Source organism: Agromyces sp. NPDC058110, from assembly GCF_042884735.1.
Classification (GTDB): Bacteria; Actinomycetota; Actinomycetes; order Actinomycetales; family Microbacteriaceae; genus Agromyces.
This window is the reverse complement of record NZ_JBHVTI010000005.1, coordinates 106,299-119,065: the sequence shown is the minus strand read 5'-3', so window position 1 is coordinate 119,065 and position 12,767 is coordinate 106,299. Positions and strand designations below refer to the sequence as shown.

Here is a 12,767-nt window from a genome sequence, read left to right as displayed (position 1 = left end):
GGCGGCGCCCACGGCCGCGCGCTCAGCAGGCCAGCTTCGCGACGATCGACTCGACCCTGCGCTGTCGCGTCTCGGGAGCCTTGGCCGACTCGACGTTCGTCACGTGCGCCTTGCGCGCGCTCGGCGACAGCGCATCGAACGCCCCCCGCGCATCCGCGGCTGCGAGGGCATCGGCCAGATCGGCGGGGACCACGACGGTGCGGGGCTCCGTGTCGACCTCGAGATCGACGACGATCGGATCGCCCCCGCCGATGCCCGTCGCGGCGCGCTTGTCGGAGCTGAACGAGATCATGTACCGCCCGCCCATGACGGCGACGGTGCTGCGGTACTCGTAGCCGTTGACCGTGACGACGACCGGCGGCTTGCGCCCGGCGCCGAGCGCCTCGATGACCTCCTCGGGTACCTCGATGCCCGTGTTGTTGCCCGACTGGCTCATGGTCGTCTCGAATCGCATGCGGCGAGTCTGCCACTGGGCGGCGGCGTCGACCAGCACGCCTTTCGGATACAGGAACGGACGCGCGCCACGCGGCATCCGTTCCTGTATCTGGCACGGGGGCGGCCTGTCTTCCTGTTTCCGTGCGTTGCGGGCGGGGCGGCTCAGGCCGGGCCGCAGAGGCGGCCGGCGCGGCGGCGCGGCCAGGCGGCCGGCGCGGGCGGCCAAGGCGGCCCAGCCGAGCGGGCAGGGGCGGGCGGGGCGCGCGGGCAGGTGCGGGCGGTGCGGGTGCCGCGCCCGGCTCACGCGAAAGCTGGGAATACCGTGCAGCCTCGCAACGTAGATTCTCGGTATGACCTCCCCCTCGTCTGACCTGTACCCTGCCCGCATCACGATGTACGGCGCCGAATGGTGCATCGACTGCCGCCGCTCGAAGGCGCTGCTCGACGCCCGCGGCGTCGACTACGAGTACGTCGACCTCGAGGTCGAGATCGACGGCGCCGACCGCGCCAAGGCGATCTCGGGCCGCACCCAGATCCCGGTGGTCGTGTTCCCCGACGGCACGCACTTCACCGAGCCGACCGACGCCGAGCTCGGCGCGAAGCTCGACGAGGCCGTCGCCGCGTAACCTCGGGCTCGCTCACGCCGTGATGTCGCACGAATCGCCGCACCCGACACGGAATGCCGACGATTCGTGCGACATGACCGCCAGCGACCAGCCGACGCCGACTGCCGGCCGCTGACCGGCATCCGGCGTCCGGCATCCGGCGGAACCTGGCCGGCTCCCCGACGCCGCGCTCAGGCGTTGAGGCGGTCGCCGAGCGAGCTCAGGTCGGCGCCCTCGGGGATCGCCTCGACCTCCAGCCCGGGCGTCGCACGCAGCGCCGCGACGAGCTCGGCGCTGCCGCCGATGACGGTCGAGTCGTAGTCGATCTCGCCGACGAGCACCCAGGCGCGATCCTCGGGCCAGACGAGGCTCGGCGTCACGGGTGCGAAGCCCGGTTCGCGCACCCACGGAGCCCGGTCGGGCCACGCATCGTCGGCCAGCTCGCGGATCCCGGCATCGAACAGCACATGCGCGCGACCCGGCAGGAGCAGCCTCGGACCGGCGTCGACCTCGGGGCCGAGCGGCGGGGGCGGCGTGATCACCTGCGCCTCGACGTCGACGATGCCGATGGCGCCGGTCTCGGGTTGCAGCTCGTCATCGGAATAGAGCGTGATACTCGCGAACCCGTCGTTCGAGAAGAGGCCGCCGTGCCCCTCCCAGACGGCGACCTGGCCGGCCTCGGGTGTCGATGTGAACCGCGCGAGCACCCGCGAGATCGCGGCGAGCAGGCCCGGATCGATGGAACCCTGATCGGGTTCGGAGAAGCGCCATCCGTCTGGTCCGGGGATGCCGTTCCAGTTGCCGTCTTCGCCGCTCGCGCGGGCGATGGAGCCCCACTGCACGAGCGGATGCCACGTCACGCCGAACTCGTCGGCGAGCGAGTGCCAGGTGGCCGACCGCTCCTCCCAGCCGCGCGGCCACGCCTCGGGATCGCGCCGGATCTCGTCCCAGGTCGAGCCGATCGGCCGCTGCCCCTCGATCGGATGGAACACGCGCGCGTAGGCCTCGAACCCGTGCGGCACGACCGAGTGCATCGACGCGGTGAGCGACCCGCGGTCGAGCCGCTCGCCGATCCAGGTTCCGCGCGACACGTCCGGTTGCCACTTCATCGGCGCCCCCAACCTCATCGATCGACTCAGGCTACTCCGCGAGCGCCGGTATGACCTCGCGCTCGAAGAGCTCGAGCCCGCTGCGGTCGTAGGCGGCCTCGGGGAAGACGTGGATCGCGTACCCCAGGCCGAGGTCGCGGTACTGCGAGAGCTTCGCCACGACCTCGTCGACCGTGCCGACGAGCGCCTCCGGGGCGGAGTAGTGCGCCATGTACCGTGCGGTGCCGTCGGGGCCGAGGTGGGGCGCGACGCGCGCCTCGACGGCGGCCAGCCGGCGCGCCAGGTCGGCGGCGTCGGTGCCGACGATCGTGTTGAAGTTGGCCGACCGCACGATCGAGTCGAACTCGCGGCCCAGGCGGTCGGTGTGCCCGCGCAGGATCGCGCTCTTCTCGGCGAACACCTCGGTGCCGCCGTTGAAGTTCGTGTACGAGGCGTACTGCGCGGCGATCTTCAGCGTGACCTTCTCGCCTCCCCCGGCGATCCACATCGGGATGCCGCCCTCCTGCAACGGCTTCGGCTGCACGACGGCCCCGTCGATCTGCCAGAACTCGCCGTCGAGCGTGGCGCTGCCGGTCGTCCACGCCTGGTGCATGACGTCGACGCCCTCGCGCAGCATGCGGAGGCGCGCCGGTGCGTCGGGGAACCCGTAGCCGTAGGCCCGCCACTCGTGCTCGTACCAGCCGGCGCCGATGCCCATCTCGAGGCGTCCGCCCGAGATCAGGTCGACGGTCGCGGCGACCTTCGCGAGGTAGGCCGGATTGCGGTAGGCGACGCACGTGCACATCTGCCCGAGGCGCACGCGCGTCGTCGACGCCGCGTAGGCCGCCATCAGGGTCCACGCCTCGTGCGTGGCCTCGGTCGCGCTCGGCACGGGCACCGTGTGGAAGTGGTCGTAGACCCAGATCGACTCCCAACCGGAGTCGGGCGCATCCGCGTGCGCGGCGAGGTCGTGCATGGTCTGCCAGTGCTCGGCCGGATCGATGTCGACGAGGTCGTGGCGCCAGCCCTGGGGGATGAACATTCCGAAACGCATGCCAGCCAGCCTATGGCGGTGCGCCGGCGGAGGGGAGGATGCCGCGGGCGAACGCTCGGCCGCGGCATCGCCGGGCATCGACCGCTCTCAGCGCTGGCCCTGATGCCGGGCCCCCGGCCCGTGCGTAACGTGCCCGGGATGAACGGCCTTCACTGCGAATTCTCCCCCGAGGACTTCACCGCGACCGCCCTCACGAACTCCGCCGGGCGCGTGATCCGCGTGTCCGGCTTCGGACTCTGCCCGTCTGCGGGGTGGGAACTCGCCCTCGTGGCGTCGAATCCGGGTGTCGTGCCGCACCCCGAGAGCCTGTGGCTCGAGCTGCGCGAGCGCGTGCCGCACGGTCGCGGCCGCGTGCTCGTCGACACTGCCGTCGAGGCGATCATCGAGGATCAGCGGGCGACCGAGATCGTCGTGCGGTTCTCGTGGCGCGAGCCCTTCGTGATCCCGGTGCTCGAGTTCGACCGGTTCACCGACCGGCGATGGGCGGATGCCGCGGGGCGGGCTGCCGCGGCATCCGTCGCCGGTTCGTAGGGGGTCTGCTCAGGCGAGCGCGAACCGGAGCTCGGCCACCGCGGGCTCGTTCCAGCCCTCGCCGAGGTCTTCGCCGCGCACGGTGACGACCTTGCCGCCCTTCGCGATCACGAGCAGCGCGAGCTGCGCCAGCAGGTCGCCGGCCGGGGTGCCGTCGGCGAGCGCGTCGCCGTCGCCGTTGGCGCCCGCGAACTCCACGGCGCCCGACGACCGGTCGAGCGTGCCGTTGACCGACGTCGTGAAGTCGAACCAGAGCGTCTCGACCGCGCCGTCGGCGGCGAGCCGGGCGATCGCCGCGAGGTCGCGTTCGACGCGGCCCGCAGTGCCCTCGGCGAGCACGCCCAGCGCCTGCGAGGCTTCGGCGACGTTCAGCTTGGCGAGCTGTTCGCGCAGCGCCGCGTCGATCTCCGACGACCCGAGACGGTCTGGGGAGCCCGGCACGCCGACCACCCGGCGATGGTTGCGTGCACGATCGAGGAACGCGCTGAGCAGGGGCTCGGCCGCGAACACGAACATCGGCACGTGCGAGTCGGGGTCGATCGCTGCGAGCTCGTGGCGGGTGGCGTCGGCGATGCGCTTGGCGTAGATGTCGAGCAGCTTCTTGCCACGCTCGTCGCCGACCTCGCCGCGGTCGCCGTGCTGTCCGCCGCGGGGGCTGTTCTCGCCCGGCTCGCGGTTGGTGGCCGCCTCGAGGTTCGCCGGGTGGGTCGGATCGGTCTCGAGGCGGGCGGCACGGGCCGCCGGCGTCGCATGCCAGAGCGCCCACTCGTTCGACGAGAGCGTGAGGGCGAAGGCCTCCTGGTCCTGGCTGGGCGCGCGCAGCAGCTGGCCGAGCGTGAAGTGGGATCCGACGTGCCAGGCGTCGTCGAGCCGGTTCGGCAGCACGAACACCTCGGTGAATCCCGGTGCGACGAAGATCGCGAGCGACCGGGAGAGCCCGCCCCAGAGCGCGAGATCGCCCAGCACGCCGTCGCGCTCGCGTCGGAGGGCATCGAGTTCGGATGCCGCGGCGCCGCCCAGCTTGACCTGGTCGATCGCGTGGTCGAACGCGCTCTTGACGGCCACCTCGGCACGTTCGCGCTCGTTCACGACGGGCGACGTCGACGCGTAGATGGTGATCGCCGGCAGGTGCGGACCCGCCAGCGTGGCGAAGTCGGCGCTCGTGGGCAGCTCGTGATGGACCGTCATTCGTTCCCTCCCCAGTGGAATCGTGCGACGACGATGTCGCATCACCCAGCCTATGAAGCGAGGCGGTCGCGCGACACCCCCCGAGCCCGAAGCGTCGCTCAGCCGCGGGTGGGCGACGACGTGATCGGGGCTCCGTCGGCCTCGTGCTCCCATTCGCGCACGGCCCGGGTCGCGATGAACGGGGCTCGCTGGTCGGCCCACTCGTCGACGGCCGCGAGTTCGGCCTCCTCCTGCTTCGCGATGAACACGTCCGCGACCCGCCTGCCCGACTCCCGCCGGAGGCCTGCGCGGTACTCGGCGACGTCGAGACGCGGGGCCGACTCGTCGCGCGCGACGCGGAGACGCTCGGCCGCACGCTCGCGCTCGGCGGCGACGATGGTGTCGTCGGTGATCTTCGCGACCTCGTCGTAGGCGGTCGGAGCCATGAGGTTCTGGAGCGTCTTGGTGAGCACGGGCATGAGTTCGATGCACACGAACAGCAACGCGATCATGAGGTGCGCGAACGCGAGCATGCCGTTCCGCTCGCCGATGCGCCAGAGCGCGTCGAGTCGTGCGAGCATGCCGTCGCTCTCGTCGGCGGCCGCGTCGTATCGGGCGGCCTCGAGGTCGCGGGCGGCGGTCAGTCGTTCGAGCCTCGCGCCGTCGTCTGCGAGCGTCTGCTCGGCCTGGGCGACCGCCTCGACCGACCCGGCCTCGATGCGCGCCTCGGCCTGCGCCTTGGCCTCGGCCTCGGCGGCCTTCGCGGCGTCGAGCGCGGCGAGCTTGCCGTCGCGGTCGAGCTTCTTCGACTGGGTGATCGGGCCGTCGCCGACGATGCCGGTGCCGCCCGTGCCGTCGAGTTCGGAGAGCCAGACCCGGTTCGCCTCGTCGTACGCGGCCTGCGCGGCCGCGGTCGCGGCCTGCGCGGCGACGTAGTCGGCGTCGGCCTCGAGCGCGGCCCGCCCCCCGTCGGCGATGAGCGCGCGCTGCTCGGCGACGCTCGCGGTGAGCGCCGGGATCTCGTCGTAGCGGGGGTCGGCGGCGAGCTCCTCCTCGAAGGCCTGCTTCGCCTCGAGCGCCATGACCTCGGTCTCGGCGGTGATCTCGCGCTCGAACACCGCGAGCGTGAGCGGGGTCGCGACGACGACGCCGATCACGAGGGCCAGCGCGACGCGCGGCAGGGCGAGCCAGACGTTCGCCCAGGGCTTCGGTTGCCTCGGCATGCCGACGACGAGCATGCGATCGATGGCGAGGATCACGAGCCCCCAGCAGAGGCCGACGACGATCGCGATCCAGACGGGAGCGCGCAAGGCCATCGCGAGCGCGAACGACGCGGCAGCTGCCGAGACGGCCGCCGTGGCGATGAGCACGAGACCCATCGCGAGGTAGCGCTGGCGCTGCCCCGGTGCGAGCGCGAGCGCGTCGGGCCTCGCCCCGCCGAACGTCGCGAGCCTGTCGCCGAGTCGACTCATCGGTCCCCCGATCCGTTGCCGGATCGGCCCACCCCGGTCCGTCCGGCTGGCCACGATACTCCGCGACCCGATCGACGTCACTGGGGGAATCCCCCGAACGGACCCTGAGCCTGACCCGCGACCCGGCCGACCGCGCGGCACGGCGGCCCGGAGACCGCGCGGCACGGCGGCCCGGCGACCCGGCCACCCGGCGACCCCGGCCACCCGGCCGACTCCGCCGGAACGTGCCGAACGGCGGATGCCTCGACCGGCACGCCCCGGGGGGAGAGCGTGCCGGCCGCGGCATCCGCCGTTCGGGGACTCAGCGGCGAACCGGGTGGTTCGAGCGGATGAGACCCTCGGGGTCGACCTCGTGCTTGACCGCGCGCAGGCGGTGCACGCGATCGCCCCAGAGCTGCTCGGCGCTGCGGGCGTGCTCGGCGAAGTTCACGTACTCGACCGGGGCGCGCCACGGCTCGATGCGCGAGAACAGGCGGCCGAGCGACATCACGAGCGCGTCGCCGATGCCGGGCATCGGGATGCCCACCGCGTACACGAGGTACTGCGCGTCGAACCCGGACACCACGCCCGGGACGGGCACGTCGTGCTCGGCCGCAAGGGCCAGCGCCGCGTCGGGGTCGACCGCGCCGCCGAGGTGGCGGATCTCCGCCGAGAGCAGCGCCGTCTCGGAACCCGGGCCGACGGCCTCGAGGAACGCGCGCACGGTCGCGGGCGAGAACTCCGAGAGCATCATGCCGTCGCCGTGGCCGGGGGTCGGCACGGGCGGGTCCATGTGCAGCTGCAGCAGCTCCGCGACGGGCTGCGGGTGCACGGTGTCGATCTCGGGTGCGAGCGCGCGCAGCGGCGCGAGCAGCTCGGCCGCCCGCCCCGGGCTCTCCTGGCACACCGCCTCGATGACGACGATCGAGCGTCCGGCGAGGAAGGGCGGCAGTTCGGGCAGCGGGGGCAGGCGCAGCACGCGCGCCGTCGAGGTGACGCTGTCGGGCAGCCCGCCGGTCCACTCGGACCAGGCCCGGAGCACCTCGTCGGCGGCCTCGAGCGGCCAGAGCAGCATGCCCGCGACGACCTCGGCGATGGGGAAGAGTCGGAACTCCAGCGCGGTGACCACGCCGAAGTCGCCGCCGCCGCCGCGGATCGCCCAGAACAGGTCGGCGTCGTGCTCGGCGTCGATGCGACGCAGTTCGCCGTCGGCGGTCACGATCTCGGCGGCGAGCACCTGGTTCGCGGCGAGGCCGTGCGAGCGGGCGAGCCAGCTCACGCCGCCGCCGAGCGTGTAGCCCATGACGCCGACGTCGTGCGACGACCCGGCGAGCGCGGCGAGGCCGTGCGGGGTCGCGGCGGCGACCACGTCGCCCCACTGGGCGCCGGGCTGGATGCGGGCGACGCGCGCCTCGGCGTCGATCTCGACGCCGAGGAGCTCGTGCATGCGCAGCAGCACGACCTCGTCGAAGTCGGCCTGCGCGGCGAGCGGGCCGGCGTTGTGGCCGGTCGACTGCGCCGCGACGCCGAGGCCCGAGGCGGCGGCTGCGCGCACGGTGCGGACGGCGTCCTCGGCGCTCGCAGCCACAACGACGGCCGCGGGCCGCTGGTCGACGGCGAGGTTCCAGGCGAGGCGATCGGCGTCCCAACCGGGATCGCCGGGCACGCTCAGGCGGCCGTCGAGTCGGGCAGCGAGTTCGGCGAAGGCCTCCTCGCGGGTCGGGAGCTCGACGTTCGCGAACTCGGCAAGAGACACGGGGGTGTTCACTGGTGGTTCCTTTCGATGGGGTCGCGCCGCGGGCCCTGGCCCCACTCGGTGGGGCGGACGGCCGCGGGGGATCCCATCGGCACGCACGAACGCAGGACCCATACAACGGCGGCGCGAGGCCCGGCGCGCCAGTGGCATCCCTGCAAGCCGCTCAGGGTTATCCCGCGACGCACGTCGAACCGCGCTGCGCGCCCGAGACCGCCCCTGACCGGCGGTTTCGGTGTCCGGAGAGCGGATGCCGCGGCATCCGGAATACCCGAGGGCCACCGCCCGTTGCCCTTGACGATGTCTGAAACGCTGCGCCTGTCCGTGCTCGACCTCGTTCCCGTGCGGAGCGGCCAGACCAGTGCGGGCGCCGTCGCGGCATCCGTCGGTCTCGCCAAGCTCGCCGACCGGCTGGGGTACACCCGCTACTGGTTCGCCGAGCACCACAACATGCGCTCGGTGGCCTCGACGACGCCGCCCGTGCTCATCGCCGCCACGGTCGCGCAGACCGAGCGCATCCGCGTCGGGTCGGGCGGGGTCATGCTGCCGAACCACGCGCCGTTCGTCGTCGCCGAGCAGTTCGCCGCACTCGAGGCCATCGCACCGGGCCGCATCGACCTGGGCCTCGGCCGCGCGCCGGGCAGCGACCCGGTCATCACGCAGCTGCTGCGCATCTCGGGGCCGACGGCCGACGTCGACCGGTTCCCCGACCACATCGCCGACATCCTCGGCCTCGTCTCCCCCGAGGGCGCGACGCTGCGGCTCACGAGCGGGCGCGAGTACGCGATCACGGCGACGCCCGCGGCCGTCGGCACGCCCCAGGTGTGGCTGCTCGGGTCGAGCGACTACTCGGCGAAGCTCGCGGCCGAGCTCGGCCTACCCTACGTGTTCGCCAACCACTTCTCGGGCGAGGGCCTCGAGCGCGCGCTCGAGCTGTACCGCACCGAGTACCGGCCGAGCGAGGCGCACCCGTCGCCCGTGACGTTCCTCACCGCGAACGCCTCGGTCGCGCCCACGGGCGAGGAGGCGCGCGCCCGCGCACTGCCGCAGCTGCGCGCCATGGCGCGCCTGCGCACGAACCGGCCGATGCGCGAGCTCGAGACCGTTGAAGAGGCGCAGACAGCACCCGCCGACTCGATGGTCGAGGAGCTCATCGCCGGCATGGAACGGCGCTGGATCATCGGCGACGCGGATGCCGCGGCATCCGAACTGCGCACCCTCGCGACGCGCCACGGCATCGACGAGGTCATGGTCTCGCCGATCTCGGGCTCCTACGCGAGCGAGTCGGCGGATGCCGCACCGGGCCGCGCGCAGACCCTCGAGCTGCTGGCCGACCGCCTGTTCTGATCCCGCGTCGCGCGTTCAGGAAACGCGTCCACGACGCATAGGAGGGTCATCGGAAGTCCACAGTCGTCGGCCTGACGGGGCTGACGGAATGGATGCATCGACAACGTTCGGAGCATCCACATGGACCCCATCCTCCTGCTCGCCATCGACCTGGTCGCCGTCGGCGTGCTGGTCTTCGGCCTGTACTTCCCGCGCCACCGGCGCCGCGACCTCCTCGTCGCCTACCTGACCGTCAACGTCGGCGTGCTCGCCGTTTCGCTCGTGCTCGGGTCGACCGCCGTCGGCGCCGGCCTCGGCCTCGGCCTGTTCGGCGTGCTCTCGATCATCCGGCTGCGATCGAGCGAGATCCAGCAGCACGAGGTCGCCTACTACTTCGCGGCACTCGCGCTCGGCCTCATCGGCGGGCTCGGCTCGGCCCTCGGCTGGGCCGCCCCCGCGCTGATGGCGCTCGTGGTCGCCGTGCTCGCCGCGGTCGACAACGGGCGGGTGCTGCAGCGGTACCGGCAGCAGCTCGTCGTGGTCGACCGCGCGATCGCCGACGAGGCCGAGCTCCAGGCCCACCTCGAGGCCCTGCTCGGCGCCCGGGTGCGCGCACTCCGCGTCGAGCGGCTCGATCTCGTGAACGACACCACGACGGTCGACGTGCGCTACGAACTCCACCGGGTCTCGGCGATGCGCCGCGAGAGCGTCGCATCATGACGACGGATGCCTCGGGCGCGCTGTCCGCACTCGACCCGATCGGCCTCGACGAGCTGAACGCCTCGGCCGAACTGCTGACCCGCGTGGATCGCAAGTACATGCTGCCGGCCGCCGCGCTGCCGACGCTGCTCGACCGCCTGCCCGACGGCACCCTCGCGCTCGAGATCGCCGGGGCCCGATCGGCCCGCTACGAATCGGTCTACTTCGACACGAACGGCCTCGAGAGCTACCACCTCGCGGCGTACGGCCGTCGCCGGCGGTACAAGATCCGCACGCGGTCGTACGTCGACTCCGACACGAGCTTCCTCGAGGTGAAGACCAGGGGCGGCCGGGCGGTCACGGTGAAGGAGCGCGTCGCGATCGACCCGTCGGTCACGGCGAGCCTGCACGGCGAGGCCCTCGACTACGCCACGGCGACGCTCGGTGAGGCCGGCATCGATGCGCCGCATGGCGAGCCGTTCCGGCCGGTGCTCACCACGAGGTACCGCCGCGCGACGCTGCTCGTTCCGGGTGGCAGCCGCGCGACCGTCGACGTCGACCTCGAGTGGATCGAACTCGGCCCGCACGGCCGCACGCTCGCGACGCCCGCATCGGTCATCGTCGAGACGAAGTCCGGCGGCAGCGCCGGACCGGTCGACCGCGCGCTCTGGTCGCTCGGGCACCGGCCCGCGACCGTCTCGAAGTTCGGCACGGGCCTCGCGGCCCTCCGCCCCGGGCTGCCCGCCAACCGCTGGGCCCCCGTGCTCCGCACCCATTTCTCGCACGCGACGCTCGCCCCGGCGCAGCCCGCCTCCCCCGCGAACGCCTCCTCCCGAAAGGACCTCCCATGACCTCCGCCAAGCCCACCCGCCGCCGCCCCTGGCTCGTCGCCGCGGGCCTCGCGCCCATCGCGCTCACCGGCACCCTGCTCCTCGCGAGCTGCGCCGCCCCGGCCGACGCCGAGACCGCCTCCTCGTCGTCGACCGACTCGGGCGTCGTGCTCGAGCAGGCGGAGGCCGTCGCACCGGGCGCGACCGCGTCAGAGGTCATGGCCGACGACGAGGAGGCGCCGACCGCGATCTCCGGATACGACGCGGCATCGGCCGTCTCGATCGACCTCGACGACCCCGCGGAGGCCGACGGCGTGACCGTCGCCGACGGCGTCGTCACGATCACCGCGGCCGGCACCTACGTCGTGAGCGGCTCGTCGAGCGGGCAGCTCGCCGTCGACGCGGCCGACGCCGACGTGACGGTCGTGCTCGACGGCGTCGACATCGCGAACGCCGACGGCGCGGCGATCGACGTCGTGGCGGCCGACGAGGTGCAGCTCGTGCTCGCCGACGGCAGCGAGAACACCCTGTCCGACGCCTCCTCGTACGCCGACGACGAGTCCGCGAACGCGGCAATGGCGAGCGCCGCCGACCTCGTGATCTCCGGCAGCGGCTCGCTCGAGGTGCACGGCAACGGCAACGACGGCATCGCGAGCCGCGACGCGCTCGCGATCGCGGCCGGCGACATCACGGTCGACGCGGCCGACGACGGCATCCGCGGCAAGGACCTCGTGATGATCACCGGCGGCACCCTCGACGTGACCGCCGGGGGCGACGGCATCAAGTCCGACAACGCGGAGGAGGCCGAACGCGGCTACGTGGCGATCGCGGGCGGCGACGTCACCGTCGTCTCCGGCGGCGACGGCATCGACGCGGCGACCGACGCCGTCGTCTGGGGCGGCACGCTCGACGTGACCGCGGGCGGCGGAGCGGATGCCGCGGCATCCGACGACACCTCCATGAAGGGCGTCAAGGGCGGCGTGTACATCGTCGTCGACGGCGGCACCGTGCGCGTCGACGCCGCCGACGACGCGCTGCACACCGACAACACCGCCCACCTCGCGGACGGCGACGTAACCCTGGCCTCGGGCGACGACGGCGTGCACGCCGATGTCGCACTCACCGTGTCGGGCGGCTCCGTGCTCGTGACGCAGTCGTACGAGGCGCTCGAGGCCGCCGCGATCACCATCAGCCGAGGCGACACCGAGGTGACCGGGAGCGACGACGGCGTGAACGTCGCGGGCGGCGCCGACGGCACCGGCTCCGAGCAGGGCGGCGGCGCACCCGACGGCTACGCCGAGTCGTCGAGCTCGTCAGGCCGCACGCTCACGATCTCGGGCGGCACGCTGCTCGTGCACTCCGACGGCGACGGCATCGACGTGAACGGCGACGCGAGCATCACGGGCGGCGAGGTCGTGGTCGACGGGCCGACCGAGCAGATGAACGGCGCGCTCGACGTCGACGGCACGTTCGACGTGTCGGGCGGCACGCTCGTGGCCGCCGGCAGCTCGGGCATGCTCGTCGCACCGAGCGGCGACTCGGCCCAGGCGTCGGTGGCGATCGTGCTCGACTCGACGGCGGCAGCCGGCACCGCCCTGCAGGTCGTGGCCTCCGACGGCACCGTCGTCGCGACCTACGACGCAGCCAAGCAGACCGAGTCGCTCGTCGTCTCGTCGGCCGACCTCGTCGACGGCGAGACCTACACGGTCACCGCCGACGGATCGACGCTCGGCTCCGGGGTCGCCGGCGACGAGGTCGCGGGCGGCATGGGCGGCGGCGGCATGGACGGCGGTCAGCCTCCGCGCGGCTGACGGCGACCGCAGGCCCG

At 73.1% G+C, this 12,767-nt stretch carries 12 protein-coding genes; 6 read left to right on the top strand and 6 right to left on the bottom strand.

Annotation, left to right across the window (positions count from 1 at the left end; genetic code table 11):
* Positions 1-22 precede the first annotated feature (22 nt).
* Positions 23-454 carry a YdeI/OmpD-associated family protein gene (locus tag ACFVS8_RS13345; protein ID WP_387062929.1) on the bottom strand — a complete coding sequence of 144 codons (432 nt, stop codon included), beginning with the start codon at positions 452-454 and terminating at the stop codon, positions 23-25.
* A 331-nt stretch (positions 455-785) separates the two neighbouring features.
* On the opposite strand from ACFVS8_RS13345, the gene ACFVS8_RS13340 reads away from it, so the two are divergent.
* On the top strand, positions 786-1,061 hold the full coding sequence (locus ACFVS8_RS13340; RefSeq protein ID WP_387062926.1) for a glutaredoxin family protein: 276 nt from the start codon (positions 786-788) through the stop codon (positions 1,059-1,061).
* Between the two features lie 170 nt (positions 1,062-1,231).
* Here ACFVS8_RS13340 and ACFVS8_RS13335 read toward each other — a convergent pair whose 3' ends face one another.
* Both ACFVS8_RS13335 and ACFVS8_RS13330 read right to left on the bottom strand, forming a co-directional pair.
* Positions 1,232-2,149, bottom strand: a complete 918-nt coding sequence (locus tag ACFVS8_RS13335) for a hypothetical protein (protein WP_387062923.1) — start codon at positions 2,147-2,149, stop codon at positions 1,232-1,234.
* Positions 2,150-2,180: 31 nt separating this feature from the next.
* Positions 2,181-3,182, bottom strand: a complete 1,002-nt coding sequence (locus ACFVS8_RS13330) for an LLM class F420-dependent oxidoreductase (RefSeq protein ID WP_387062920.1) — start codon at positions 3,180-3,182, stop codon at positions 2,181-2,183.
* Between the two features lie 138 nt (positions 3,183-3,320).
* Here ACFVS8_RS13330 and ACFVS8_RS13325 point away from each other — a divergent pair, with 138 nt between their 5' ends.
* Positions 3,321-3,713 (top strand): hypothetical protein, encoded by a 393-nt coding sequence (locus ACFVS8_RS13325; RefSeq protein ID WP_387062916.1) that lies wholly within the window; start codon positions 3,321-3,323, stop codon positions 3,711-3,713.
* Positions 3,714-3,722: 9 nt separating this feature from the next.
* On the opposite strand, the gene ACFVS8_RS13320 is transcribed toward ACFVS8_RS13325, so the two are convergent.
* From ACFVS8_RS13320 to ACFVS8_RS13310, 3 genes are all read right to left on the bottom strand, one after another.
* Complete coding sequence (locus tag ACFVS8_RS13320; RefSeq protein ID WP_387062913.1) at positions 3,723-4,901, bottom strand: hypothetical protein; 1,179 nt, start codon at positions 4,899-4,901, stop codon at positions 3,723-3,725.
* 98 nt (positions 4,902-4,999) lie between these two features.
* Positions 5,000-6,352: a DUF4407 domain-containing protein gene (locus ACFVS8_RS13315; RefSeq protein ID WP_387062910.1), complete on the bottom strand. Its 1,353-nt coding sequence runs from the start codon at positions 6,350-6,352 to the stop codon at positions 5,000-5,002.
* 301 nt (positions 6,353-6,653) lie between these two features.
* A complete protein-coding gene (locus ACFVS8_RS13310; RefSeq protein ID WP_387062907.1) occupies positions 6,654-8,099 on the bottom strand; it encodes an FAD-binding protein in 1,446 nt (481 codons plus the stop codon).
* A gap of 285 nt (positions 8,100-8,384) precedes the next feature.
* On the opposite strand from ACFVS8_RS13310, the gene ACFVS8_RS13305 reads away from it, so the two are divergent.
* The 4 genes from ACFVS8_RS13305 (at position 8,385) to ACFVS8_RS13290 (ending at position 12,750) form a co-directional block, all read left to right on the top strand.
* Positions 8,385-9,431, top strand: a complete 1,047-nt coding sequence (locus ACFVS8_RS13305) for an LLM class flavin-dependent oxidoreductase (RefSeq protein WP_387062904.1) — start codon at positions 8,385-8,387, stop codon at positions 9,429-9,431.
* A 120-nt stretch (positions 9,432-9,551) separates the two neighbouring features.
* Entirely contained in the window at positions 9,552-10,130 is a 579-nt protein-coding gene (locus tag ACFVS8_RS13300; protein WP_387062901.1) for a DUF4956 domain-containing protein, read from the top strand.
* The gene (locus tag ACFVS8_RS13295; protein ID WP_387062898.1) at positions 10,127-10,960 is read left to right on the top strand and encodes a polyphosphate polymerase domain-containing protein; all 834 of its coding nucleotides are present in this window, start codon (positions 10,127-10,129) and stop codon (positions 10,958-10,960) included. Before ACFVS8_RS13300 ends, ACFVS8_RS13295 begins: the two co-directional genes overlap by 4 nt.
* A complete protein-coding gene (locus tag ACFVS8_RS13290; protein WP_387062895.1) occupies positions 10,957-12,750 on the top strand; it encodes a carbohydrate-binding domain-containing protein in 1,794 nt (597 codons plus the stop codon). The genes ACFVS8_RS13295 and ACFVS8_RS13290 overlap by 4 nt, the downstream gene beginning before the upstream one ends.
* Positions 12,751-12,767 lie beyond the last annotated feature (17 nt).